The following is a 24,426-nucleotide window of genomic DNA, read 5'->3' on the forward strand; positions in this document are numbered from 1 at the left end:
TACGTGTAGAGTGTGTAAAAAGATTCACTTTTTGGTACCAGTTCCCGAAACGATTCAGAATAGTTCCGGGAACTGACACGATAAAAAAGCATCGCTAAAAGCGGTGCTCAGTTCATACTCTCATACCTATTATTGATGACGTACAATAAATTTTAATCTCTTTAATCCTTTCTTCGATTTCTTTACAGCTCTATAAACATGCGCAAATAATGTCTCTACTTTCGCGCGTTCTTCTTTCGTCACACCGTGCGGACTGTATTTAGCTTTTTGATAAATCTTCAATCCATCTTCCGCTTCTTGTCGAAGTTGCGGATCAATATTTCCAACTGCTTCAGGTATCATTTCGAATGAAGGTTGCTTCTCAACAACTTGTTCTTTTTCTAGCATTTGTACCATGTACTGAACATGATGGATAACAGCCAATCGGTGATCTTTCACCCCGAGTTTTTGCTGTCGTTTTCTTTTTCTTAAGGAGTACAGCACGAACAGGATCAACATGACTAACGCAATGAAAATATTCAACCAAAACCATACGATCGTGTTTGGGTTTACTTGCTTGGAATCTTCCGGCTTGTCTTGATCCTCCTGCACTTGTGTTGGATCATTCATTTCAGGTTCGGCTGTGCTTCCACCGGTTGTGTTTGGTGAATCGGATCCGTCTAGAGCTGGATAGTCTTTTTTATTGATTGCCGGCATTTTTTCAGCGTAACCTGGCGTCACTTCAATCGGCACCCAACCGACCATGTCGACATAGATTTCTGTCCACGCATGGGCATTTTTCTCGCTGACATTGATTTCACTATATGACTGTAAATCTTTCACGTCATCCAGTCCGACGATATAGCCTTCCGCATAACGCGCAGGTGTGCCGAGCATTCTAAATGCCAATGTAGCCACCGTCGCATAGTGAACGGAATAGCCTTCTTTTGAATCTTCCAAAATTCCCGTCAGGAAATCATGATCTTTTATTGGTTTGGCCTGTTCGTTGTAACTCATCGTCTGTGCGAGGAATTTTTCTACTTCCTGAATTGTTTCCTCATACGGTAAACGCGTTTCCGTATCGAGTACGCTTTCGTCCATATGATTGCGTAAGACATTCAAACTGTCTTGCGGCACAGCGAGGTATTTGTTGTAGACATATTGATTATAATGACTTTCACGACGTAAATAATCCGTGTCTTTTGTCGCGTACAACGCATTCGCGATTTGCGGATAATCGGTGTACGAGATCAGCATATAGTTCATTTCCACTGTACGTCTTCCGAAAATTCCTGTCGCATGGAGCGCGTCGGCTTGTTTGGAACGGATCAGATTGTCATCTAGCTCCGCCAATTCATACGGTGCGTAAATATATTGACTGGATGCACCGACATTTTGAATGACAAGCTTTGCTTCTTCATACTGATCTGGCAAACTACTTTCTGCAGCCAAGCTCAGTTGTTTCGCTCCGGTGAAATTTTCTTTCTGTAACGCATCAAGCAGAGACTTCTGTTCCATATACGCTTCCCCGTTGATTTCCTTCCAACCGCTCGGCGTGTATGTCGACCCGACAAATCCTTTTAAATAGAGAGGTCTCGGATTTTCCATCGCGACTTTTAGCGCGGTATAGTCGCCCGGAGTGAACGTGGAAAGTCGCCGGAAGTTTCCAGCCGTCAACACGGGATCCTGGTCTTTATAATAACGCCACTTATCCCCTTGATAACGTACAATGTCTTCAATTTTCGAACTGCCTGTAAACTCTTCATCACCGTTTGAACTGATCGCCGTGTAGGCGAACATAAGCATAACGAGTGAAACAGGCACGATCGCCACTCGCTTCCACCAGCGTAGTGAAAGTTGATTCATATACAGCATGGTCACAATCAGCATTGCGAAAAATACAATATCGAGGAACAATGACGGTGATGTGCCTAGAATTACTTGTATCGACCAAATGACGAGTGCAAGCGCAACAGGAATCCAGCGCTTTTGATTCACCACGGCGTAATATACTGCGCTGCCGACCAGCAACGCAATTTGACCGAGGATCATGCCGTTTAGCCATGAAGTCGTTTCATTGACGGATAATAGATCCATATAGACATGCTTATGTTCCAAAAGTGTGATAAACAGGGCGTTGATCGTTTTTTTGACATCATCTATGTACTTGGATAGGAAAATCAAACTGAAAATAACGCTCGCAATCAAGACGAGATCGCCGCCACGCTGTTTCCACCATATACGTGCGACCATCCACAACAACACGAGAATGACTGCGGGAATGAGACTTATCTCAGGAAACAGCATCGCACGGATGACGAGGAAGGCCGCCATGAGGATACTATACGCAACTACTCCATCTAACCATTTCATGCAGCTGCCCTCTCTTTCTGATCCGAGATGACGACAGTCTGATATTCAGTACTACGCGCGTTATTCGTCGTCAATACAATACAGTTCGGATACATTCGTCTAAGCTTCTTCCACTGTTCATCCGATATTGATAAATCTGCCGCACTTCTCGTCAATACTTCTTTTATTGCGTTCGCCGCGTCCCATTCATTGTCGATCGTCAACTGCTCACCTGTCGAATGATTCAAATTGAATTGCACTACGTAATCGCCTGCGACGTAAGAGTAGAGCAAAGCAGAAAACGTCTCGATGAATTCATCATAGAGTGCCACGTGATTCGTAAACGACGTGAAGTCGAGCGTCATCATGACGGCATCTCCTGTCAGCGTTTCATGCTGTTTGACGAATAGCTCATCGACTTTGCTCGATAATTTCCAGTGAATTTTTTTGACCGAGTCACCCGGTTTATAGACTGACACTTCCGCTAGCTCTTCGCCTTCCATTTTCTTCATCGGCATCATACCCGGTGTTTGCAAGACGTGTTGATTTTGCTCGATGCGTTGAAGTTTTAGGAAATACGGATTTGGCACGATTAACATCGTGGACTGCACATCTAGTTTCTGAACGGAACGGAAAAACGTGAAACTGTCTTTGATCGTCAGTTGTTTAATTCGTATATTCACTTGTCCCATATACTTCTGTGGTATAACGAATGAAAATTCTTTCGTACTTTTCGCTGGGATCGACAAGACGTGAAGGTGACTCTCTTGTCTGCCAGTAAATGTATGCTCGATGACAAGATATACTTGCAGTTGTGTAACGGGTAACTGGCTCGGATTTTGTATACGCAGTTGATAGCCCATCTGTTCATTTTTATAAATTTCATTCGCCGTGATGATCTCGCACTGGATTTTTCCTTTAACAAAATAGACGCTCAACACGAGCCACAGCCAGACAATAAATGAACCAACTGCGAACAATAGAGCGAAATGCGTCGTCGTGAAGATGAAAAATGCGAGCGTAAACAGCAGCCACACGACGCTAATAAGTAGCGTCCTTATCATACGATCAGCCCTTACAATGTCGCAAGCATTGCTTGGTCAGGCGAGGCAACACTTTGCAGTAGTTTTTCGAGTAGCGTATCCTGCTCGTTTTCCGCGCCGGACATGCTCGACATAACGATACGGTGCCGGCTCGTTGGTAACCACACAGCGTGGACATCTTCCGGGATGACATAATCGCGCTGTTGTAAGAAGGCATGTGCTTTTGCCATCTGGCAAAGAGCGAGAGCACCACGCGGGCTGATTCCTTGATGGATCGACGGATGATTTCTTGTTTTTTCAGTGAGTGCTGTGACATAGCGCAAAATTTCCTCGTGAATGAACAAGGTCTGTACTTGGTGTTGTAGCGCAAGCAATTCATTTTTCGTAATGACTTGGTTAAGTGAGGATATCGGGTCTGTCTGCTGGCGGTTTTTTAACATGTCAACTTGGTCTTCAAAATCCGGATACCCGACGCTCAACTTCGTCATGAAACGGTCAATTTGTGCGCTTGGAAGCGGCTGTGTACCAATTGTGCCATATGGGTTTTGTGTCGCGATGACGTGAAATGGGGCTGGCAGTGGATACGTCACACCGTCGACTGTCACTTGTTTCTCTTGCATCGCTTCAAGTAATGCCGCTTGTGTTCTAGAAGACGTCCGGTTGATTTCATCGCCAAGCAATAAATTGCACATGACCGCGCCTTCTTTAAAGATGAATTCGTTTTTCTCTTTGTCGAACATCGTGAAGCCGATGACGTCAGATGCGACGACGTCCGGTGTGAACTGGATACGGTTCGAATCAAGACCGACGACTCGGCTGAAAGCTTTCGCGAGTGTCGTCTTCCCGACCCCTGGTAAATCTTCTAGCAGTACATGTCCTCCAGCTAAGAATGTCATCCACACTTTTTGAATGACGTCGTCTTTCCCGTTGATTACTTTTTTCATTTCGTTCAGTACTTTTGTTGATGGATTGCTCATTTTTTAGTTCCTCCTGTTGTTCAAGTTCTCAGCGGTAACAATGTCTTCCGCTGTGATGGCATATGGAAATAATCCGCGTGCGATCTTGCAAGCTGCGGTCGTGTAAAAGCGGTTGGACGTGAAAAAGGTTTTCGGATAATTGAGCAAACAACATGCCGACACGTGTAGATACAACGGCAGCAAATTCAATATCATGCGTCACGATAATCGTCGTGATGTTCTGTTTTTGAAGTGTTCGGATCAACTGCGTCACTTCTTGTTTCGACATGACATCCATTCCTTTAGTCGGCTCGTCCAGCAATAAAACATCCGGTTTACGCAGCAATAATTTCGCAAGTGCAGCCTTCTGCCGTGCTCCGCCACTTAAGTCAAATGGATTTCTTTCTGACAAATGTTCGATATGTAACTGCCTCATCATACATGATACGGTCAATTCTCTCTGTTCTTTCGGCATTTTTTGCACAGAAACCGCATGGAATAGCTCTTCTTTTACAGTTGAGTGCATGAATAACGCTTGTGGGTTTTGCGGCAAAAAGACGAAAACGTAATAAATTAAGTCTTTACTTGCTGTCTGAATTCCGTACAACATGAAGATGTACAGAATACCACCGATTAAAGTAAGCGTCACCGTCTCCGAGTCTTTGGTAATTTCGTCGATATGAGTCAAGTAATACTCTTCTACCGATTGAATCTTCGTTCCTGTGAGAGACACCCGACGATAAAGAGGACGAATGCGACGACAAATAGATCTTTCTTCATTATATCCCTCTAATCTCTTTGACGCCTTCTTTTTATGATTCTACTAATCACTACGATGATTAAGCCTACAGCAACGATTCCAAGTGCCCTCGTAATGCGTTTCGCTCGCACCTTCACTGAGTGTGATTTCACCTGTAATGTCATTCAGCGGTCTGCCATTAACGTCACGTTCATTTCCTGGGGAATGAGCGAATCGTTCAAGTGGTTTACAGTGACATCATATAGTGGATCAGTGATGGTTTCATTGTTTTTCCGCTGCAGCGATGGTTCCCGGTTTGTCGAGTGGTTGATGTTGCGATTCTCATTCGATATTTTAATGATCTGGTGGCTTTTCCGTATTGATCGGTTCTTGTGATATCGATGGTTCTTCTAGACCGGCATCACGGTTTTTCATGTGGTTCAGTTCGATAGCGAAAAGATCATACCCACCACCGGCTAACTTCAACGTAGAAGTTTCAACTTTTTCATTGAAATTACATGCTCCGGCTTGTTCTTCAGAAGTCGTCGCATATGTAATTGTGCTAAACAGCAGTAAGACGATGAAGTTGCAATAGATATAGTTTTTGCATGCCATGAATGCATTCTTCGTTTTTTTCATCCAACTCTTCCTTTGTTCATTATAAAAAGTATGCGGTGCGTACTATTTTTGAATTCAAAAGCCCCCACTTCCTGAATGAGGTAGGGTCCATGTTGCTATTCATACGAAAGCTTTTTTGAAATCCATGTGCATAATAAATGAAATGTAGGAAATCATACTTTTATATTCAATTAAAAGATTGCAGTGCCTAAATGTTTTTACTATTATTACACACCAATAATTGGGGATAAAAAATATGAAAGTCAGACCATCTGTCAAGCCAATTTGCGAAAAATGCAAAGTTATTAATAGAACGTAAAGGGAGAGTATGATATGAATAAGAAAAAATATACGGTAGCTGGAACGAATATAGACGAAGTAAAAAAACTTAATGCTAATTCAGGTCTAACCTATAATGAAATGAATGAAGTTCTTACCAAAGAAATTGAACAGAGAAAAAGATCTAATACTGCTCAGCCTAAAAAGTAATTGGTCATATAAAACTTACTATGTTTCAAATCGTAATTGGTTTCTTTAGATCATTTATCACCTTGACGGCTGCATTCGTTTATGTAGTTATCAACGTGCTTTTCCACCGTTTTTCATTATATTTAACTGCTATAAACACTGCTGATTAAATTAGTAATAGGTCATCATTCAGTAAAAAACCCCACCTATTGATAGAGATGGGGACTATGCATGCTCAATAATTAGACTCCACAAATTAAATAATACAAATTTCAACCTGTACCGGAAGTCGTCATGCAAACATACTTTGGCAAGTTTACAGTGGCGCGACCACTCAGGTACACTTTCGCATTTAGAAATACGTCTCTTTCTTAACTTTGTTTCTCGCGTTTTAGTAATCTTCTTCCTAGTGCTCTATTGTAATTAAAAATTCCCGTTGTGACAGCAGCCCGTAGATTTGTTGTTTCGACTACTTGTCTACAAGAATTACACAACGTAACTATATTATTTAATTGTTCTAGTCCGCCATATTTTTGGGGTATTCTAAAGTGAATATGAATATCTTGGTCACTTGTACAGATAACGCATATCCCCTCATCTCGAGCTATGATTTCCGATTTTATAGAACTAGCTAATTGCTCGTTGGCTACCGTATCAAAATGTATCAAACCTTCTGCCTCTTCAATTTGATCCAGTAAATCAAGATATGGCAACATGACCATTTCCACTACATACGTGATATGAGCTTCTACTTCCTCAAGGCTATGAATCGGTTCGTCATCTATCTGATTTTCATCCTTATTTTCAAAGATGATACGTGATAGATCGGAAGCAAAGCTCATCAGTTGATCGCGTGCAACTTTACCTTGTGTTGAAATAAGTCGATTAGCTTCAGTATATATTTGTTTTAGTGATCCGGTTTTCCAATCACTGTATTGCTGCTTCATATAGTCAGGCACGTATTTTCTCCATGATTCATCTCTTTTTTCTGAACCTTTTAAAAACCTTCTTACGTTTTTCACTAATTCATCTATTGGATAGTCGTTCAGTAATAGTTCACAATCGATTTCATGAATCGGTCGCCTTTCTTCCTTTATCGTCGAATCAAAGTCTGATGCCAAACTTAAAATTATATCGATCAATTCATATTTCGTAAATTCATTATGAATTTCAGTAGTACTTTTTGACTGCAAATCCGCATGAACTAGTGTTGCCTGGTTCGAATCTATATAGTTTATTAAACGGAATATATACTCGACCAACTCCGTCCTCGGAGTAGTATGCAAACAATCCTTACAAATTTCGATATTGTATGTAAACTCCTGAGGCTTTTTTTTCGAATTACAACGAATACAAGGATGTTCGATGGCATCATGTATAAATCCCGGTTCTACAAAAAACTTCGTTGTTTGCGGAAATTCTATTTGCAGAATCATTTCGATTAACTCATCTCGTGTATAAAGATCATACAATTCGGTTGGAGTTCTGTTTTCCAGACGTAATAATAGAAAAAAACTTCTATTATCATATGAAGCTTCACTCACTTTCCTATACAATAAATCTGCCGCATCTTTAGTATCCAATTGCATTAATTTATTCAGAAACTGTTCTTCTGTTCGACGAATCATTTATTTACACCCCGCTATTTTAGTAGTCGTACTTCTTACATGCACTGGACTTCTTCTAGAAGGCTAGCTTAATAATGCATTTCAAGTAGTAAAATTAACAAGCCGTTAATTCTCTTCTTGTAATTGCTAAAATGGCAATGGAGAAGACTATGATGCTATTGATTAGTAAATAGTATCCTATCTGCATTCCATAAAATATAGCAAATGTATCACGAATAACAAAAAGTGCTAGTACACTACCGATTGCTCCTCAAAAATCTACCTAGCAGTACAGTAAAAGCCGCATTGTATAGGCTTTTCTTTTTCTTGTAGAATATAAATCCAATAAGATTTGCAACAACAATAAAAACGCCCATAAGTGTTAAGAAAAAATTACTCATTTAGCTTTCCTCTCGTAGAAACACATCTCATCATTAAAGCTAAAACTATTTGGCCTTTTCTCAAAATAACACTTTTCAGTTAACGCCTTCAGATTATTGTTAAATTATGTTTTCCAATGAAATTACTTTATGTGATTTGAGCATTTAAGAAAATAAAGCTATTATAAAAAATGCAAAAGTGAACATTCACTTTTGCATTTATATATATTGAAAACTTATAGCTTACCGAACTGATTTGTAAAATATTAAGGCAATACTAACTGCAAACTCTACTTGCTTTTGGCGTTCTTGTCATGACTTTTCATTTATACATAATATCCCTTATTAGTCGTTATCTCTACTATATCATTTTTCGTGTACCACAGGATCGTTAGTTTACTTCATAAAATTTTTTGAAATTTTATATTGAAAGTATACGTGACTATGGAAATTACACTTGAGGATAGAAGTGCTATAGAAATGTTTACTACTTCCCACCAATTACTAGACAACTCCTACTATCTAGTCCCATAAAAACAGGACTGCCCTGCATATATGCAGAACAATCCTGTAACTCATCCATTAATAATTTGAATCTGACACTTCGCCTTTTACAATACTGATACCAGAGCTTGCGCCAATGCGCGTAGCCCCCGCTTCGACTAGCGCTTCAAAATCTTCTGCGCTACGCACGCCACCAGACGCTTTGACACCAATGTCAGGGCCTACCGTTTTTCGCATAAGCGCCACGTCTTGCACCGTTGCGCCGCCTGTCGAGAATCCAGTCGACGTCTTGACGAAATCGGCTCCCGCTTTGACGGATAGCTCGCATGCATGAACGATTTCTTCATCGGTTAGCAAGCATGTTTCGATAATGACTTTGACCAATGTACCGTTGGCCGCTTCGACTACTGCACGAATATCCGACTCGACCTGTTCGTCATTTTGGTCTTTCAACGCCCCGATGTTGATGACCATGTCGATCTCTCCTGCTCCGTTCGCCACTGCATCTTTCGTTTCGAATGCTTTGACTGCTGAAGTAGTCGCGCCAAGCGGGAAACCAATCACCGTACAGACCAACACATCCGTACCTTTCAGCTGCTGTGCGGCATATGAAACCCAACTCGGATTAATACACACTGATTTAAATTGATAGTCTTTTGCTTCTTTTATGAGCGCTGCAACTTGGTCTTTCGTTGCGTCGGCTTTCAATAATGTATGGTCGATCATTTGTGCTTTATTCATTTGCGAACCACTCCTTTGATTATTTTGTAATTTCGTCATGCACAAGTGTGACAGGCTGTACTTTAGACGCCGATACACCATAGGCATGATAAATCTTTTCTTTTACGCTTTCGATATCTTCGGTATTGCTGTGAATCGTGACGAGCGTTTCGCCTACTTCCACGGAATCACCGATTTTCTTGTGTAACACCAGTCCGACCGCCAAATCGATTTCGGACTCTTTGGTTGCTCTTCCCGCACCTAGAAGCATCGCGGCTGTACCGATTTCATCTGCAGTAATTGCAGAGATATAACCTGCTTCTTTTGCCGGCACGTCTACTTTATACTGAGCCGTAGGAAGCTTCGTTAGATCGTCAATGACGGAAGTGTCGCCACCCTGGGACTGCAAGAACAGTTTAAACACTTCAAGCGCTTTGCCATTTTGGATAACTTCTTCGAGCATTTTTCGTGCTTCCTCCGTCGAGTCCGCTTTTCCCGCCAATCGAACCATATGGCTGCCGAGCGTCAAGCACAGTTCGTGCAAATCTTCCGGGCCATTACCTTGCAACGTTTCGACGGCTTCTTTGACTTCAAGAGCATTTCCGATCGCATAACCGAGCGGCTGGTTCATGTCCGAAATTACGGCCATCGTTTGACGACCGATTTTATTTCCGATTTGTACCATTTCTCCCGCGAGTTCACGAGCCATGTCGAGATCTTTCATAAACGCGCCTGTCCCGACTTTTACATCTAGAACAATTGCGTCCGATCCCGCTGCAATCTTCTTGCTCATGATCGAACTTGCGATCAACGGAATGGAACTAACCGTTGCTGTGACATCGCGCAGACTGTAAATCTTCTTGTCGGCAGGAGTGATATTGCCCGATTGTCCGATTACCGCAATTTTATTCGTATTGACAAGATCGAAAAATTCTTTATCTGTAATTTCGATATGAAAACCAGGAACCGACTCCAGCTTATCAAGTGTTCCGCCCGTGTGCCCTAATCCGCGGCCTGACATTTTGGCTACCGGGATATCAAGAGCGGCAACGAGCGGTGCGAGCACAAGTGTTGTTGTATCGCCAACTCCACCTGTAGAGTGTTTATCCACTTTAACACCTTCTATAGCAGATAGATCGACTTGGTCGCCCGACTCTACCATCGCCATGGTGAATTGCGCGGTTTCCTCCAGCGTCATCCCCTGAAAATACACCGCCATTTGAAAGGCTGCCATTTGGTAATCAGGAATCGAGCCATCCGTATATCCATTGATCACAAATGAAATTTCCTCTTTCGTCAACACATGTCCATCTCGTTTTTTCTCAATCATATCTACCATACGCATAGTATCCACCACTCCTAATTTTTAATTTTCATTCCATATCTATTATAAAAACAGGCCCACGACAGTCGCTGAAAGAACTGACGCCAATGTTGAACCCAAAAGTAATTTCAAACCGTTTTTTGCCACTTCATCCCCTTGTTTTGGACTTAACGCTTTGACAGCGCCTGTAATAATCCCAATGGAACTGAAATTCGCAAAACTAACAAGGAATACCGATATCATACCTACCGCTTTCGTTGATAATCCTGCCGAAATTTCTGTGAAACTTAACATCGCAACAAACTCATTCGTGACAAGCTTAGTCGCCATGATACTGCCTGCTTGTACACTGTCCGCCCAAGGTACGCCCATTACAAAAGCGATGGGTGCAAAGATATAGCCCAAAATGGTCTGGAAGGAAACGTTGAACAGCATTTCAAAGAGATAATCGATTCCGTTCATCAATGCGATGAACCCAATCAGCATGGCAGCGACGATAATCGCGACTTTAAAACCATCCATGATACTTTCGCTGATCATTTGAAAGAATGACAGCTTCTTCTTCGACTCGATCGTCAGCGTGTCTTCTTCTTTCGATAATTCATAAGGATTGATGATGCTAGCGACAATCAGCGCCGACATAATATTGAGCGCAATCGCCACTACGACAAACTGTGGTTCGATGATTTCCATGTAGGCACCTACGATCGCGACACTGACCGCACTCATCGCAGAAGTACAAAACGTGTATAAACGTCTTTTCGAAATATCATCCATTTGGTCCTTGACAGTCAAAAACACTTCGGACTGCCCGAGAACCGCAGATGATACGGCTATGTAGTTCTCCATTTTCCCCATGCCATTCAACTTGCTCAGTATCAGTCCTACATATTTAATGATGAACGGTAAAATCTTGAATTGATTTAATATACCAATCAACACGGAAATGAAAACGATTGGTAATAACACATTCAAGAAGAATACGGATTCTCCTTCATTTTCCAATCCGCCAAAAACGAAATTGACACCCGTTACTCCAAGGTCAACCAGCTTCGAGAATAAAGCTGAAACAAAGCGGATGGAGACTACGCCCACTTTTGTATTTAACAAGATAAATGTCAAGACAAGCTGGGTCGTCAGCATAATCGCAATCGGTTTATAGCGGATTTTCTTGCGGTCTACACTGACAATCAAGCCCACGATTAACACGAGCAACAATCCGGTTATATAAAATACAAAGTTCATCATACTTCCTCCCTTGCATGTTGGTTACGCTTACACCTGGCTTCTTGCGCACCATTTTTGTTAGGATGCCGTTGCAACCTAACTTTATGTATAGTATATCATAGACCTTGAGCAGATGTGCAAAGCAGGTGAAACATTGTTCATTCCGAATAAAAAAAAGAATCACGCTTATCAATAAGCGGATTCCTATGTATTTCTATTGGTGAAGCAACAAAGCCTGTGCCGTATACTGATCCGTTATGAAGATGTTCGCATAGCCTCCTTGAAGCGCTCCATGAATGGCCTCCACTTTACGGTTCCCGCCAGCTACAAGAATGGATTTTTCCTTTTGCTTTAACTCTTCTAGCCGGATGCCGATCGTTCGGTCATTGACGCTAGTCTCGCATACTTCGCCTGTACGTTTGAAGAAGCGTGAACAAATATCGCCAATCGCTTCTTGATGGAGTTGCTGTTCTTCTTCTGCCGTCAAATAGCCGAGACGGAACAGCAGTGATTGGCTGTCGACAGCACCCACCGTGAACACGGCGATATTCGCCTGTCTTCCAAGTTCAATGAGCCGGTGCATATAGCGGTCCGATTCAATTACGCTTTTAACTTCAGGTGTGTCGACCAAAACGGGAAGCGGCAAGTAACGAGGAACGGTATGGAAAGCTTCAGCAAATTTGTAAACCGTTTCAGAATCATATGTATTGACGTCAGACAAACCAATGCCGCCTTTTAGCTGGATGACTTCGACTCCTTTTACATCTTTTTGCTTTAATGCATTCGCCACTCGATACATCGTCCGGCCCCACGTCACACCGAGAATATCGCCGTCTTTTACGGTGCGATATAAATAGTCCGCCGCTTCCGTGCTAATAGCGTGCATCACATCCCGCTCGTCTTCTACTGCCGAGTACGCAATTTTTACTTCATCGATTTGATATTTATGTTGCAAGGATTTTGCCAACTGATTATTGTCATGAAAGGGATCGATGATGTCGATTTTCACATAGCCATTTTTTTTCGCTTGTTGCAAGAGCCGCGAAACAGTTGGTCTTGAGACGCCCAGTTTTTTTGAAATAGCGAGCTGGGTGTAATCAAATTGATAATAAAGTTTGGCTGCCTCTATGATCAGTTGTTTTTTATCAATTTCCAACGCAGGTCCCCCCTTATAGATTGGCTTGGTCATAAGTTCGAATTTACATAATCCAGCCGATTATATCACAGTCGCAAATTAACGGAAAACTGCTCCCCACTTTTCTTCCTCTCAAAACGATTCTCTGATGTTGTTTGATCGATATCCACTTCATTGGTAATCCGTACATTTTCAGGTTTTCGATTCATCCGATGATGGCAGGGATAAACAACTTAGGGTAAAGTCATAAATCAATAATCATGTAAGTGCTACTAATGCTACATTGCCCAGCAATTCACATTTTATTTTACATCTCCTCTTTTAATTTTACTTCAGATAATGAATAATCCAGGTCTCATTAGTCTATGGATGAAAAGTAAGGCAGTATTAATTAATGCGTCTTACATCATTTAGAAAATTATTACCATCTTTACTTTTTCCATGCCCCGGTAGATCAGGAACTAGACATTTATAATCTTTGAAGTATTTTATCTGTTCATTCCACATCCAGCTACTTACACCTCCACCGTGTAAGAACACAAGTAAAGGTTGTTCTCTATCACCATACAAATTAAAATTAATTGTCAATAGGCTGCCTCCTTTTATTCATGAAATCATATGATATGGAAGCTGTATAGTAAGTCATCGTTAGATTTTTCTGCCGTATGCTTACAGTGTAACAAAATAAAATGGTCAAAGTGGAAAAACATGAGTGCAGTAATACTTATTAATAAGAGTAAAATTCTACTAGAATTACTGACTTCAGCATCATCGGCAATTCATATATGTTCCAAACATCAAAGCCCCTCATTCATGTCTAATCATGAATAAAAGGCTTATTTTTGTAAAACTCACTGTTCATCTTCCTCATCACACGGCGGCTTCCTAACAATCGTCTTCCCACTCGAATATAACCCACTTGCCGACAACCCCATAATGATCCCGCCCAGTATCCCTGACTTCCAATCATGAGGAAATAAGTAGAAGATTCCGCCACCGATACCTAATAGTAAAGAAAAGATTGGGATAAGTTTCTTTGGCAATCCATACATTTTTAAAATTTCCGTTAATCCAACAATGACAGGGATCAGTACAATATCTGAAACTTCCAATGCGTGTCCCTCCTCTTTTACTATTCTATTCAGACTCTATGCAAGATGAATCGGCTTTTTGCATACAGTGTAGAAGAAAGATTGGCGAAAGGAGATACGTATGGTCACTGGATTGCTCATCATTTTGGGGTTGGTGCTTTTATTACCGTTTACCGTTCCGAAGATCGAACGTAATTTGGAATTGTTTTTATTTATTATGGGTTGTGCTACAGCATATGTTAGCGGAGTATTTCAGTGGGAGCTGTGGAATAAAGCGTTACACGATCCACTGCATATTACGTTTGCAGTTCTTGTGGCGGGTATCGTGTTCCGCTGGATACGACATCCGTTTGAGAAAGCGGTATTATCAGGTAGCCGAATCATTCCATTTCGCTTATTTTTAGCACTACTTATTATAGGATTGGGATTAATTTCGAGTATAATCACCGCCATCATTGCCGCGCTAGTCCTCGTTGCCATCGCATCCGTCTTGCAAATGGATCGAACGTCAGAAATCCGTTTCGTAATTTTAGCTTGTTATGCAATCGGCATGGGTGCAGTACTGACACCGATCGGAGAACCACTTTCAACGATTGCGACAAATAAACTGGATGAAGACTTTTATTACTTACTGAACTTGCTTGGAACAGATATTCTAGCCGGTGTGTTCGTCTTCGGACTGCTCGCTTTCTTCCTCATTCGCCCACGCAACCGCTCGCGGAACCGTTCTTCTGGACAAGCGGCAGAGTCGTACATAAGTATTTTCGGGCGCAGTGTGAAAGTGTATATATTCGTGTTGGCATTAACATTGCTCGGCGCAGGGTTTGAGCCATTGATCACACTGTACTTACTCGATCTTCATCCATTGACACTTTACTGGATCAATATGATTTCAGCTGTACTCGACAACGCAACACTCGCTGCCGCAGAAATTAGTCCCGCGATGGACGAGTCGACGATTCAAGCACTGTTGCTCGGCTTGCTGATCAGTGGTGGAATGTTGATTCCTGGTAATATTCCAAATATTATCGCAGCGGGTAAGCTCAATATCCGGAGCGGAGAATGGGCACGAGTCGGTGTACCACTTGGATTGCTTGCGATGGTCGTCTATTTTGTTATTTTACTAAGCAGGCAATAAAAAAAGACCGCACGCGGTCTTTTGTTTTACTCGATGACTTTTATCCAGACTCTATATTTTTTGTCATCCGTTTGAACCAACTTAGTATTAGGACTCGGTGCGTTATTCTTCTTTGTGAAGCCCGCTTCAAACGAAGAAGTTTTGACGCTCTCCCCTATATTCTCATCAGAAGGCATGCCGATTCCAACCGCATCCGTTACCGTCCACGTATCATCTTTCTCTTTGTTCAACTTTGCGATAAATATTTCTTCCGTTTCATCCAATAACCCTTTATAGACAGTGATTACCTTATCATTATCGATTTCCACTGTCCGGTACAATTTCACGACTTCCGCAAATCCTTCTTCAGCATGAAGCTGTTCGATTGCCTCTTGTGGCGTGTTCGATGTACTGTTCTTATCTGCGGTCTGACAACCCGTCAGTACAACTATCAAAAACGTCATATAAAATAGTTTTCGAAGCATGAGATCCTCTCCTTGTCTATTTTATTGAATACCCTATTGTTAAGCATATTCAATCCTAATTTGACTTTGATATTAAAATATACGTTCTTTCTCTTCTTCGATTAGCTTGAAATGAATGTCTGATGTCGATCCGCTATAGATATGATCCGATACATCTGAGACGTCCAAAATCTCTGTGAGCTCAATGAATTCCGTCCGATTTCCTTCGATTGTCATCTTATAGGGACCCGCTATATTCATTAGTGATACCATTTTCATTTCATCTTGACCCACTCCAGTGTCCATGAACTCCAGCTCGAACGATACGGGATGTTTGCTGTGATTTTTCAGAGTGAACTGGCAGTCCCCATTCATCTGTTCATAATTGTCCAACGTATCAAATGTACACTTGCCATTCTGGTTGTAGGAAATCGCTCCTATACCGCTCGCTACTGTTTCTTGATACGCCGTAATGAGATATACCGGAATGAATGCATACAGGAAAAGTACGAGGACAGCTAACACCACATAAAATTTCTTCAATCCGTAAATCAGTAACGCCATCGCGATCAGGAACAAAAGAGAACCTACTATTCCTTTCCAGACGAGTCCATCATCGGTCTGAATAGGAAACGACATGAATGTCACGGTAGCTCCAATTAATGGATTATTTGGGTAGGGAAAAAATAACAACATACAAATGGCGAGAAGCACCACAGCGCTTATAAGGGCAATTCTATTTTTTATCACGGTGTTTCTCCTTCTATATTAAATTTAAAATGGTTGATCTTCTTACAACTACTGATCGAGTCTTTCTACGATCGATTGAAGGATTTCATTTTTGCGTTCTTGTATTTTAAGAAATTTCAACCCGAACCATACAGTAAATACTAGGAATGCGATCGGGACGATGTATATGAATACGCTTAAAATAGGTAGAAACGAAAAAAATAGATTGTTGCTGTGCATATGTATTTCCTCCTTTCACGGCTTATTCCGACTGCTCCTTTTTCGGAAACAGATAAGATACTAGCAATAAAGCGATGGCAGCTCCCCATCCTATATACATCCATAGGTTTAACGTCTTTTCAGAAATTGTATACGCAACTCCTGTACTATATAGAATGAGACGAACAATTTGCGATCCCAATACAATGAAGAGCGCCAAGTATTGTAAAACATCGCGGGTATTTTTCTGTTGTTTCTCCACTTGCACAACCCCCCAGCGATTTCTACATAGAAACTACAGTAATCGATATACCATCCGTTCTATGTAATACATATTCCTCAGACACGTGACAGCCAATCGATTGATAGAGTGAGATGTTTCTCGGCACATCCGCTCGTACTTTGCATGCTACTACTCTCTTCCCGTGTTGCGTCGCATATTCCTTTAAAATTCGTAATATTTCTTTCGCAATTCCTTGATCTCGTCTTTCCGGCACGACAGAGAATCAAGAAAAGTAGAAGCTTTCATTTTCCAATAGAAACGAAACACCGCAACCGGTTCCGCTTCTATATAGCCAATCTACGCCTTTACACCACTCTGCATTGAAGCCGTAATACTTTCCTAGCACACGCGTCAGCGGTGTAGCCTGCCTGTATTCTCGGAATACCCACTTTGATCCGGTATTTAACTGTCCTCACCCTATTTCACTTTGCACTCATTATGAATAGACGGAAGTGAATGCTACCGGATCTCCATTCTCGAACAGCTCGATCGTTTCATATTCTTTGTCTAAGTAAATTTCATAGAATTGCTGTTCTTGAAAGGTTTTAGATTCGCCTTCATCTTGATTCTTATCATACAGAATGTACAAGGTGTCTCCATCGCTTTCTACGTCAAAGTTTGTAAAGTCCACAGCATAATCTTCCTGGCTTTCATGAGAGGTATTAAAATAAACGACCAATTTATCGTCCGACGTGTCGTAAAATAAGTACACGCCATTTTCAGCTTGCGCATGTTCGGAGAATTTTTGATTGCCCTTATCCAAGTCCTTCATGGTGACTTCCTCGTAAGACAATGTTCGGTTCGTGTTACATCCGACCAGTACGACTGCACAAAGAACGATGATCCAAAGTTTTTTCATAGAACTCTCCCCCTGTCTTTGGTGTAATGAAGAGTGAATAGTTCTTTAACTATCTCTAACACTACTATTTCCCATGTTTTATGTAAAGTAAGTATAAAAAAACACTGCGAGGATAGCAGTGTTTTGGAATGCAAAGAAGTGGATAACTGACATATTGTTACTTTCTAGCGTTTACGTCCGAGAATAGCAGTGTTGCAACCGCGTAATGAGCGGTTACATGCCTTGATAGAGCGGTAGTCGCACGTCATAGAGCACTTGCGGACAACGATAGAGCGGGTATCTCATTCTATAGAGCGGTCAAGCATACATGATGAGCGCTTGAACAAATCTATGAGCGCGCCCCCACTGAATGTTGATCTACGTTGCCTATATCCAACCGTTCACCGATACTTCACCCAACCGCCATCTTGTTTGTCGTCACTCCCGCGCTTGCTTAATCGGCCAAGCACAAACGCGCCGGCAACTAGGCCAATCATCGTATTCGTCTTCTTATTGAATACCTGCTTCACCATTAAGTTCATATTCTGCGGACGCTCCGCTAATCGGCGCATAAAGTATCCGTACCAGTCTTTTCCAAATGGCACATATGTACAGAAATTATAGCCTTCTTTCGCCAACTGTAGCTGCAACTCATGGCGGAAACCGTACAGCATCTGGAACTCGAATTGATCACGTGAAATATCATGTTCTTTTACAAACTGCTTCACATGATTGATGATGTGGTGGTCATGTGTCGCAATTGACGTGAACGTTCCGTGCAATAAATGTTCTTCAATAATTTTAATATAATTTTCATCGATATCTTGTTTATCTATATATGCAACGTCCGGTGACTCTTTATACGCCCCTTTTACTAGGCGGGTGCGTGTATCATTATATTTTTTCGTATCATCTAACGCACGGTGAAAATAAGCTTGGATAACAGTTCCGACATTTTCATGGCCCTTTGCTTTTAATTCATCTAGTAAACGGTACGTCGGTTCAAGTCGCGAGTGATTTTCCATATCAAGATTCACAAACATTCCTACTGTATTTGCTCGTTTGACGATTTCTTCTACTTGTTGTTCGCAAAACGCATACTCAATATCGAGGCCGAGCTGTGATGGTTTGATCGAGATGTGCGCATCCACTTGATGTTCTTGGATCGCGTCCACTACTGCTAAGATTTGTTCTTTTGCTTCAACAGCCTCGCTCTTTTCGTACACAAATTCACCCAAATTGTCGATCGTGCATGAAATGCCTGCTTGATTGAGCTCTTTAACACTAGTAATCATTTCTTCGATGTTAGTTCCTGCCACGACTTGTTGGGCCCCTAGTTGAAAGCCGTATTTTTGGGCAGCTTGATTCAGTAGTTGGTTTTCAGATAAACCGATAAAGAAATTTCTTAGCATAGTTTCCACCTCATTTGTATATTTCGTATATCGAAATTATAACACTATTTTGTCATGTAAGCCCATACATTTGTTTGTTCAGCTATTATTACGTTCCTATGAACGGTAGCATTCGGTCTGCTGGACTATTCGGTTTAATGATCTCCTGTAAATCGAGCAAGGGAATCGGAAAATAAGGGAAGCCGGCCACATAAGGTGAAATTTCGTATAATTGGAAGTAGACCACGAGACTTGTGTCCGCGATATAGAAGTCCTGATCGGGTTTGATTTTAGTGAATGGTTCAATTATAGGTGTTTTCCATTGCTGGATATGGCGTCTAATATATTCCGATATTCGCTGCACATAAGGACTACCCGGCTTGAACAGGTCTTGCAGATTGTATTGCCTTCCTGTCTTCGTATCAAACGTCAAAGATTTGACGTAAGTCATTCCATGCGCTCCCCCAGTGAACGAATAGACGATCAAGTTAATACTAAAAAGATCACGCTGATTATTTTTAATTTCATACGTGGCGACCATCTCGACAAGGCTTGGGTCATAGTAATTATTATCCTCTAGCATTTTATTCATTTCTTTGAACAGTACTTGATTTAGCTTCTGTTGAACTTTTGGATCGCCCAGTTGCGTGATGACAGGATAAGACACATCCACTTTCGGCTTTCTATTTGATATGTGATACGTTTGAATAACAACAGGGTTTTTCATCATTTCATCCTTCCCAAGACATTTGTTTACTATATGCAAGGGACCGATAGAAAGTTTCTCGCTTTTTTTGGAGTCGTATGATAGGATAAACACTGACTGATATAAGGATGTGAAGTAAAATGATCAATATTACATTACCTAAACCGGACGTAACGATCGTCCGCAGAAAACAAGAAATGGGACCGGATGAAACGCCAATTAAGCCAATCTATGGTTTCATCGATTTTCATGAAATTCCACGTGATAAAGGCGGCCTTTTGTTGTTCTTCAACCAAAGTGACGAATTGTTATTCGTAGGAAAAGCACGAAAATTACGTCCGCGTCTGAAAAAGCATTTTGACGATCAAGTGTCTCCATTACGCAATCACCGTGAGGAAGTAGCAAAGATTTCCGCTATCATTATCGATGATCCAATGGAACGTGAGATCTACGAAACATACGTAATCAACACACAGCAAGCTAAATATAACGTAGAAAAAGCATTTTTCAGAGACTGAGCTGTCTGCCCCCGCAGACGGCTTTTATTTTTGGTTAAACACCATCTGCCTCTTTTGATAATTGGACATCTACCACATCTGCTACATGAATTCTTTCCGTTCCGAATGGATCACGCAGCACAATGGTCGTCGTCTGCAAGTCGAGCGCTTCGATCTCCCCTTGATGAAAGCGAACTTCTCCATCATGCCAAGTTTTAATCCATGTCTCATCACGTCTGCGCCAAGCTACTTCAAGCGTCTCTTGCATCGTTTGTAGCTCCCAATCGGTTAACTCGGGCCGTTCTATATACTCATCTTCCCGTTGCCAATCACGTAGTCTCTCGAGGTGTTCAGGCAGCATGAGCGACGTCCACTTCAATTTCCCTCTATCTCGGTTCCTTTCCATTCGATATTCCCCTTTTCCTAAGCGTATGTATGTTCGTAGTATACAGAACATACATTCGAAAATCAATGGTAAAAAAAGGCCATCGCTTGTAAAGCGATGGCCAAGTGTTTATTTAGGTAATTCGAATGAACCGACAAACACTTCCAGTTCACGCGCCATTTGATTGGTCTGCGTAGAACGTTCTGAAATTTCTTCTATGCTCGCTGTCGTTTGCTCGGCAGCTGCCGCGATATTATTGGTCATGTCTTCAATATTTTGTACAGCGTGCGTCAAGTGCTCGATCAACTGTACCGCTTCCGTTGATTTCACGGCTTCCGACGTCATCAAGTTCGAGATGTTCTTGATTTCTTTGACCGTTTCTCCAACTGCTACAGAAATATTACTCAATGACTGAGACGTAAGCTGCACTGTTTCTGTACCTTTTGTGATGTGTTTCGTGTTTTCCGATGTGGAAGTAATAACTTGCTGGATCCGATCAGAAATATCCTTCACTAGCTTCTCTACTTCCAGTACTTCCTGATTTGATTGCTCAGCTAAGTTCCGTACTTCTTCCGCTACTACCGCAAAGCCTTTACCGTGTTCACCTGCACGAGCCGCTTCAATAGAAGCATTCAGCGCGAGTAAATTGGTTTGAGCTGCGATTCCCGCGATGGAACCTGTGATGTTTTGGATCTTCGTCGTAGATTCAACCAAGTTTTGGATTGTATCTCCAACTTCTTGTGATCCATTTCGAATTAATTCCATATCATGGCTAATTTCTTCTGCGCGTTTTGCGCCTTCTAATGCAATCTTCATCGTTTCATTGGAGTTAACGAGCATTGAGTCAGCGCTTTGTTTCGTATTGTTCAAACCACTTGCTAATCCCGTGAGAATACTCGTTGCGTGCTCCGCAGTTGAGGTACCATCTGTAACAGCTGTGACGACTTCTTCGATATTGTGCGCAACCATCGTAATCGCTTCACGCATTTCAGAAAGCGATGCAGAAGTTTCCCCTGCGTTTTCGGATAAATGCTGCGATGTCGTATTCATCGTCGTGATCATGTCTTGTAGGTTCACCGTCATACGATTCAGCGTACGAGCCAAGTCGCCCACTTCGTCTTGTGACTTCACTTCTGTCGGTTGAACCGCCAAGTTACCATCCGCAATTTGCTTCGCCTGCTCAATTAAACTCGTGATCGGCTTCGTTTTTCTGCGAATGAGGAATCCTGTTCCAATTGAAGCAAGTATCATAGGAATAATACTGATCAAGATTCCGTCGCGTACAACATCCCAAGTACGATGTTTAACGATATTGGCATCGAAATCAATTACGCTGACTGCGATGATTTCTTTACTCGCATCTTGATCTTCATGTATTGGCGCATAACCTGAAAGCCGCTCCATACCGCCATACTCGTAAGGCTGAGAGTACGTTGAATGTCGATGTTCGAGTAGATCCGCAATCGCTTCTTCGTCTAAATGAAACTGGTCTCCCGGCTTAAATCCTTTTGCTTTCAGATTATCGTCGAGGGCAATAATTTTTCCATCCAAATCCAAAATATATTGTGTTTCAAATATATTTTTATGTTCAGTCGTCCAATTTAGCGTCTTTCCAAGTTCATCTTGTGTTTCAACGTCACCAGCCATTGCCTTTTCCATATCACCAGGTCGAATCAATCCCGTAGTAATATTGGCACAGCCGTACGCTTCAATTCCTGCCGCATCATACAGTTTGTCATAAGCAGTCTTATATGTAGCCAGTGATGTAATAGCCAACATCACCACCAGGATTCCAGCTATAATAGAACCTAGCTGAAATGTTAACGAATCTCTAACTTTCATCAAACCTTATGCCCACCCTTCATATTTGGTTTATCTAGTTCATTCGTTGTCTTTATCATACTCTATCAGTCTACAATTAAAAAGAAGAAAATGAAAAACTCTTTAATATTTAAATTATTATGTGAAATGTAGGTATTATTATCGTGTCACAACGGGGTGATTTCATATATAATATTGTATGATGAATAGTATATAAACATAAAGTTTCTTAAAGGAACAGGAGGCGTTCATTTTTGAATGAAAAACAAACAATTTTTAATTTGGTACATTTAATGGATCAAGTGACGAATAAAATGCTGATCCGTTTCCAGCAAGAATCCAAGCTATCCCTAGGAATCTCTCATATTCTTGTGTTGCTAGAGTTACATAACAAAGGTGAACAACGCCCTTCTGATTTGGCTGAGACATTAGGCTTCACGCCCGCTTCCTTGACGCATTTGTCGTCAAAGCTCATTAAAAGTGAATTTATTACGTTACGTAATGATGAAGAAGACCGCCGAACAAAGTATTGGAAAATAACACCCCTAGGCATTGATATTTTGGGCAAAGCGCAGAAATGTGGAATACAAGTGCGTTCGGAGTTCTTTAGTCACTTATCGGAGGCTGAACGAAATAGTTTAGTTCAAATTTACACTAAGTTAAATAACACATTCGTTTAAGGAAAGCTGTTCCGTTATGGAGCAGCCTTTTTTATTGGTACGAGGCTTTGTGAATGCGCTCAATGGATATGCGTGAGCGCTCTATCGCGTGCGCTAGCTGCTCTATCTGCCATCGCGTCCGCTCATACTTCCCCTGCGAACGCTCTATCCCACACGCCAACCGCTCTATCAGCCACCCCAGCCGCTCATACTTCCACCGCATACGCTCTATCCCACACGCCAACCGCTCTATCAACCAACCCAGCCGCTCATACTCCCCCTAACGCCCTATCCCACACACAAAAAAGGCTGCCCTATAAATCAGGACAGCCTTACATAATTATATCATCGTAATTTAATAGACCCACCGTCTACCATTATGGTTTGACCCGTGATGTAAGAAGCGTCTTCGCTCGCTAGAAAAACTGCTGTGCGGCCGATATCTTTTTCTGGATCGCCCAAGCGGCCGAGTGGGTTTTTCGCAAGAATCGCTTGATACGATTCGGGATTCTTTTTTCCCCAATGCTCGATGCCAGGTGTTTTAGCAATTGGTGAAATCAGGTTACACGTAATGCCGTATTGGCCCCATTCATTTGCCGCTACTCTTGTGATCCCGCGAATGGCTTCTTTTGCCGCAGCGTATGAACCTTGATTCACATCACCATTTAATCCTGCGCCGGATGAGAAGTTGATCACGGTGCCTTTTGACTCTTTCAAGTGTGGCAGTGCAGCTTGCATCAAGTAAAGCGTTGGATAAAATCCTGTATTGAACGAAAGGTCTATGTCTTCTTGCGTCATCTCTTCAATAGATTTCATACGTGAAGCATGAGCGTTATTTACTAAAATATCCAACCTTCCGAGCTTCGTTACGACTTGCTCGACAATAGAAGGTAATTCTGTTCGAGCAGTTAAATCCGCTTGAAGAAAAATCGATTGCGGAGAGATTTTCTGCAATTTTTCAATCGCTGCATCGCCTGCTTCTTTGTTTAAATCGACGATCGCAACGATCGCACCTTCTTTCGCGAAGGCTGTAGCGATACCTAATCCGATGCCGCCAGCCCCACCCGTGATGATTGCAACTTTTTTGTCTAATTTCATATGTACCATCTCCTTATTGATTATACTTTAATATTAAATCAAATTCGGTGTAAACTAATTACTCTTAACAACGCAC

General features: G+C 41.7%; 27 protein-coding genes and 1 pseudogene. 5 read left to right on the forward strand and 23 right to left on the reverse strand.

What is annotated here, in order from left to right:
- Positions 1-129 precede the first annotated feature (129 nt).
- The 5 genes from SporoP17a_RS01840 to SporoP17a_RS01860 all read right to left on the reverse strand — a co-directional run bounded on the left by SporoP17a_RS01840 (position 130) and on the right by SporoP17a_RS01860 (position 5,708).
- On the reverse strand, positions 130-2,352 hold the full coding sequence (locus SporoP17a_RS01840; protein WP_083031650.1) for a transglutaminase domain-containing protein: 2,223 nt from the start codon (positions 2,350-2,352) through the stop codon (positions 130-132).
- Entirely contained in the window at positions 2,349-3,395 is a 1,047-nt protein-coding gene (locus SporoP17a_RS01845; protein ID WP_083031653.1) for a DUF58 domain-containing protein, read from the reverse strand. Before SporoP17a_RS01845 ends, SporoP17a_RS01840 begins: the two co-directional genes overlap by 4 nt.
- 11 nt (positions 3,396-3,406) lie before the next feature.
- Positions 3,407-4,351: an AAA family ATPase gene (locus tag SporoP17a_RS01850; RefSeq protein ID WP_083031656.1), complete on the reverse strand. Its 945-nt coding sequence runs from the start codon at positions 4,349-4,351 to the stop codon at positions 3,407-3,409.
- A 28-nt stretch (positions 4,352-4,379) separates the two neighbouring features.
- Positions 4,380-5,018 carry an ATP-binding cassette domain-containing protein gene (locus SporoP17a_RS01855; RefSeq protein WP_083031659.1) on the reverse strand — a complete coding sequence of 213 codons (639 nt, stop codon included), beginning with the start codon at positions 5,016-5,018 and terminating at the stop codon, positions 4,380-4,382.
- A 405-nt stretch (positions 5,019-5,423) separates the two neighbouring features.
- Positions 5,424-5,708 carry a hypothetical protein gene (locus SporoP17a_RS01860; protein WP_083031662.1) on the reverse strand — a complete coding sequence of 95 codons (285 nt, stop codon included), beginning with the start codon at positions 5,706-5,708 and terminating at the stop codon, positions 5,424-5,426.
- A 235-nt stretch (positions 5,709-5,943) separates the two neighbouring features.
- Between SporoP17a_RS01860 and rpmJ the strand changes: the two are divergent.
- Positions 5,944-6,000, forward strand: a pseudogene (gene rpmJ / locus SporoP17a_RS01865) (50S ribosomal protein L36); the annotation flags it as partial.
- 20 nt (positions 6,001-6,020) lie between these two features.
- Positions 6,021-6,176, forward strand: coding sequence for a hypothetical protein (locus tag SporoP17a_RS16830; RefSeq protein ID WP_167693359.1), 156 nt, complete (start codon positions 6,021-6,023; stop codon positions 6,174-6,176).
- A 350-nt stretch (positions 6,177-6,526) separates the two neighbouring features.
- Here the strand turns inward: SporoP17a_RS16830 and SporoP17a_RS01870 are convergent, their stop codons facing one another.
- The 7 genes from SporoP17a_RS01870 to SporoP17a_RS01905 form a co-directional block, all read right to left on the reverse strand.
- Complete coding sequence (locus SporoP17a_RS01870) at positions 6,527-7,783, reverse strand: HNH endonuclease (protein WP_083031665.1); 1,257 nt, start codon at positions 7,781-7,783, stop codon at positions 6,527-6,529.
- 941 nt (positions 7,784-8,724) lie between these two features.
- Positions 8,725-9,387 (reverse strand): deoxyribose-phosphate aldolase, encoded by a 663-nt coding sequence (deoC, locus tag SporoP17a_RS01880; RefSeq protein ID WP_083031668.1) that lies wholly within the window; start codon positions 9,385-9,387, stop codon positions 8,725-8,727.
- A gap of 19 nt (positions 9,388-9,406) precedes the next feature.
- A complete protein-coding gene (locus tag SporoP17a_RS01885) occupies positions 9,407-10,711 on the reverse strand; it encodes a pyrimidine-nucleoside phosphorylase (protein ID WP_083031671.1) in 1,305 nt (434 codons plus the stop codon).
- Positions 10,712-10,753: 42 nt separating this feature from the next.
- Positions 10,754-11,935: a NupC/NupG family nucleoside CNT transporter gene (locus SporoP17a_RS01890; RefSeq protein WP_083031674.1), complete on the reverse strand. Its 1,182-nt coding sequence runs from the start codon at positions 11,933-11,935 to the stop codon at positions 10,754-10,756.
- Positions 11,936-12,131: 196 nt separating this feature from the next.
- Positions 12,132-13,073, reverse strand: coding sequence for a DNA-binding transcriptional repressor DeoR (locus SporoP17a_RS01895; protein ID WP_083031677.1), 942 nt, complete (start codon positions 13,071-13,073; stop codon positions 12,132-12,134).
- Between the two features lie 366 nt (positions 13,074-13,439).
- Positions 13,440-13,640, reverse strand: coding sequence for an alpha/beta fold hydrolase (locus tag SporoP17a_RS01900; protein ID WP_083031680.1), 201 nt, complete (start codon positions 13,638-13,640; stop codon positions 13,440-13,442).
- A 263-nt stretch (positions 13,641-13,903) separates the two neighbouring features.
- The gene (locus SporoP17a_RS01905) at positions 13,904-14,164 is read right to left on the reverse strand and encodes a hypothetical protein (RefSeq protein ID WP_083031683.1); all 261 of its coding nucleotides are present in this window, start codon (positions 14,162-14,164) and stop codon (positions 13,904-13,906) included.
- A 100-nt stretch (positions 14,165-14,264) separates the two neighbouring features.
- On the opposite strand from SporoP17a_RS01905, the gene SporoP17a_RS01910 reads away from it, so the two are divergent.
- Positions 14,265-15,281 (forward strand): DUF1646 family protein, encoded by a 1,017-nt coding sequence (locus SporoP17a_RS01910; protein ID WP_083031686.1) that lies wholly within the window; start codon positions 14,265-14,267, stop codon positions 15,279-15,281.
- A gap of 26 nt (positions 15,282-15,307) precedes the next feature.
- Here the strand turns inward: SporoP17a_RS01910 and SporoP17a_RS01915 are convergent, their stop codons facing one another.
- From SporoP17a_RS01915 to SporoP17a_RS01945, 8 genes are all read right to left on the reverse strand, one after another.
- On the reverse strand, positions 15,308-15,745 hold the full coding sequence (locus SporoP17a_RS01915) for a hypothetical protein (RefSeq protein WP_083031688.1): 438 nt from the start codon (positions 15,743-15,745) through the stop codon (positions 15,308-15,310).
- A gap of 72 nt (positions 15,746-15,817) precedes the next feature.
- The gene (locus tag SporoP17a_RS01920) at positions 15,818-16,474 is read right to left on the reverse strand and encodes a hypothetical protein (RefSeq protein ID WP_083031691.1); all 657 of its coding nucleotides are present in this window, start codon (positions 16,472-16,474) and stop codon (positions 15,818-15,820) included.
- Positions 16,475-16,522: 48 nt separating this feature from the next.
- Entirely contained in the window at positions 16,523-16,693 is a 171-nt protein-coding gene (locus SporoP17a_RS16835) for a hypothetical protein (protein WP_167693360.1), read from the reverse strand.
- A 22-nt stretch (positions 16,694-16,715) separates the two neighbouring features.
- A complete protein-coding gene (locus SporoP17a_RS01925) occupies positions 16,716-16,934 on the reverse strand; it encodes a hypothetical protein (protein WP_083031694.1) in 219 nt (72 codons plus the stop codon).
- Between the two features lie 22 nt (positions 16,935-16,956).
- Complete coding sequence (locus SporoP17a_RS17295) at positions 16,957-17,169, reverse strand: GNAT family N-acetyltransferase (RefSeq protein WP_083031697.1); 213 nt, start codon at positions 17,167-17,169, stop codon at positions 16,957-16,959.
- A 222-nt stretch (positions 17,170-17,391) separates the two neighbouring features.
- Positions 17,392-17,814, reverse strand: coding sequence for a hypothetical protein (locus tag SporoP17a_RS01935; protein ID WP_083031700.1), 423 nt, complete (start codon positions 17,812-17,814; stop codon positions 17,392-17,394).
- Positions 17,815-18,194: 380 nt separating this feature from the next.
- On the reverse strand, positions 18,195-19,205 hold the full coding sequence (locus tag SporoP17a_RS01940) for a proline dehydrogenase family protein (protein ID WP_083031703.1): 1,011 nt from the start codon (positions 19,203-19,205) through the stop codon (positions 18,195-18,197).
- Positions 19,206-19,293: 88 nt separating this feature from the next.
- Positions 19,294-19,914 carry a DUF3298 and DUF4163 domain-containing protein gene (locus SporoP17a_RS01945; protein ID WP_237262361.1) on the reverse strand — a complete coding sequence of 207 codons (621 nt, stop codon included), beginning with the start codon at positions 19,912-19,914 and terminating at the stop codon, positions 19,294-19,296.
- Positions 19,915-20,030: 116 nt separating this feature from the next.
- Between SporoP17a_RS01945 and SporoP17a_RS01950 the strand changes: the two genes are divergently transcribed.
- Positions 20,031-20,408 (forward strand): nucleotide excision repair endonuclease, encoded by a 378-nt coding sequence (locus SporoP17a_RS01950; RefSeq protein ID WP_083031705.1) that lies wholly within the window; start codon positions 20,031-20,033, stop codon positions 20,406-20,408.
- A 34-nt stretch (positions 20,409-20,442) separates the two neighbouring features.
- Here the strand turns inward: SporoP17a_RS01950 and SporoP17a_RS01955 are convergent, their stop codons facing one another.
- Together SporoP17a_RS01955 and SporoP17a_RS01960 are read right to left on the reverse strand one after the other, a co-directional pair.
- Entirely contained in the window at positions 20,443-20,793 is a 351-nt protein-coding gene (locus SporoP17a_RS01955; protein ID WP_167693361.1) for a YolD-like family protein, read from the reverse strand.
- A gap of 108 nt (positions 20,794-20,901) precedes the next feature.
- Entirely contained in the window at positions 20,902-22,614 is a 1,713-nt protein-coding gene (locus SporoP17a_RS01960; RefSeq protein WP_083035839.1) for a methyl-accepting chemotaxis protein, read from the reverse strand.
- A gap of 233 nt (positions 22,615-22,847) precedes the next feature.
- Here SporoP17a_RS01960 and SporoP17a_RS01965 point away from each other — a divergent pair, with 233 nt between their 5' ends.
- Complete coding sequence (locus SporoP17a_RS01965) at positions 22,848-23,273, forward strand: MarR family winged helix-turn-helix transcriptional regulator (protein ID WP_237262362.1); 426 nt, start codon at positions 22,848-22,850, stop codon at positions 23,271-23,273.
- A gap of 324 nt (positions 23,274-23,597) precedes the next feature.
- Here SporoP17a_RS01965 and SporoP17a_RS01970 read toward each other — a convergent pair whose 3' ends face one another.
- Positions 23,598-24,350 carry an SDR family NAD(P)-dependent oxidoreductase gene (locus SporoP17a_RS01970; protein ID WP_083031711.1) on the reverse strand — a complete coding sequence of 251 codons (753 nt, stop codon included), beginning with the start codon at positions 24,348-24,350 and terminating at the stop codon, positions 23,598-23,600.
- Positions 24,351-24,426 lie beyond the last annotated feature (76 nt).

Origin of the sequence: Sporosarcina ureae (assembly GCF_002082015.1) — a bacterium.
Lineage (GTDB): Bacteria > Bacillota > Bacilli > Bacillales_A > Planococcaceae > Sporosarcina > Sporosarcina ureae_A.

What these genes read in the sequence shown, in the direction of transcription:
- SporoP17a_RS01840 (WP_083031650.1), bottom strand. Translation starts at nt 2,352, where the DNA reads ATGAAATGGTTAGATGGAGTAGTTGCGTATAGTATCCTCATGGCGGCC.
- SporoP17a_RS01845 (WP_083031653.1), bottom strand. Translation starts at nt 3,395, where the DNA reads ATGATAAGGACGCTACTTATTAGCGTCGTGTGGCTGCTGTTTACGCTC.
- SporoP17a_RS01850 (WP_083031656.1), bottom strand. Translation starts at nt 4,351, where the DNA reads ATGAGCAATCCATCAACAAAAGTACTGAACGAAATGAAAAAAGTAATC.
- SporoP17a_RS01860 (WP_083031662.1), bottom strand. Translation starts at nt 5,708, where the DNA reads ATGAAAAAAACGAAGAATGCATTCATGGCATGCAAAAACTATATCTAT.
- SporoP17a_RS16830 (WP_167693359.1), top strand. Translation starts at nt 6,021, where the DNA reads ATGAATAAGAAAAAATATACGGTAGCTGGAACGAATATAGACGAAGTA.
- SporoP17a_RS01870 (WP_083031665.1), bottom strand. Translation starts at nt 7,783, where the DNA reads ATGATTCGTCGAACAGAAGAACAGTTTCTGAATAAATTAATGCAATTG.
- deoC (WP_083031668.1), bottom strand. Translation starts at nt 9,387, where the DNA reads ATGAATAAAGCACAAATGATCGACCATACATTATTGAAAGCCGACGCA.
- SporoP17a_RS01885 (WP_083031671.1), bottom strand. Translation starts at nt 10,711, where the DNA reads ATGCGTATGGTAGATATGATTGAGAAAAAACGAGATGGACATGTGTTG.
- SporoP17a_RS01890 (WP_083031674.1), bottom strand. Translation starts at nt 11,935, where the DNA reads ATGAACTTTGTATTTTATATAACCGGATTGTTGCTCGTGTTAATCGTG.
- SporoP17a_RS01910 (WP_083031686.1), top strand. Translation starts at nt 14,265, where the DNA reads ATGGTCACTGGATTGCTCATCATTTTGGGGTTGGTGCTTTTATTACCG.
- SporoP17a_RS01915 (WP_083031688.1), bottom strand. Translation starts at nt 15,745, where the DNA reads ATGCTTCGAAAACTATTTTATATGACGTTTTTGATAGTTGTACTGACG.
- SporoP17a_RS16835 (WP_167693360.1), bottom strand. Translation starts at nt 16,693, where the DNA reads ATGCACAGCAACAATCTATTTTTTTCGTTTCTACCTATTTTAAGCGTA.
- SporoP17a_RS01935 (WP_083031700.1), bottom strand. Translation starts at nt 17,814, where the DNA reads ATGAAAAAACTTTGGATCATCGTTCTTTGTGCAGTCGTACTGGTCGGA.
- SporoP17a_RS01940 (WP_083031703.1), bottom strand. Translation starts at nt 19,205, where the DNA reads ATGCTAAGAAATTTCTTTATCGGTTTATCTGAAAACCAACTACTGAAT.
- SporoP17a_RS01945 (WP_237262361.1), bottom strand. Translation starts at nt 19,914, where the DNA reads ATGATGAAAAACCCTGTTGTTATTCAAACGTATCACATATCAAATAGA.
- SporoP17a_RS01950 (WP_083031705.1), top strand. Translation starts at nt 20,031, where the DNA reads ATGATCAATATTACATTACCTAAACCGGACGTAACGATCGTCCGCAGA.
- SporoP17a_RS01955 (WP_167693361.1), bottom strand. Translation starts at nt 20,793, where the DNA reads ATGGAAAGGAACCGAGATAGAGGGAAATTGAAGTGGACGTCGCTCATG.
- SporoP17a_RS01960 (WP_083035839.1), bottom strand. Translation starts at nt 22,614, where the DNA reads ATGAAAGTTAGAGATTCGTTAACATTTCAGCTAGGTTCTATTATAGCT.
- SporoP17a_RS01970 (WP_083031711.1), bottom strand. Translation starts at nt 24,350, where the DNA reads ATGAAATTAGACAAAAAAGTTGCAATCATCACGGGTGGGGCTGGCGGC.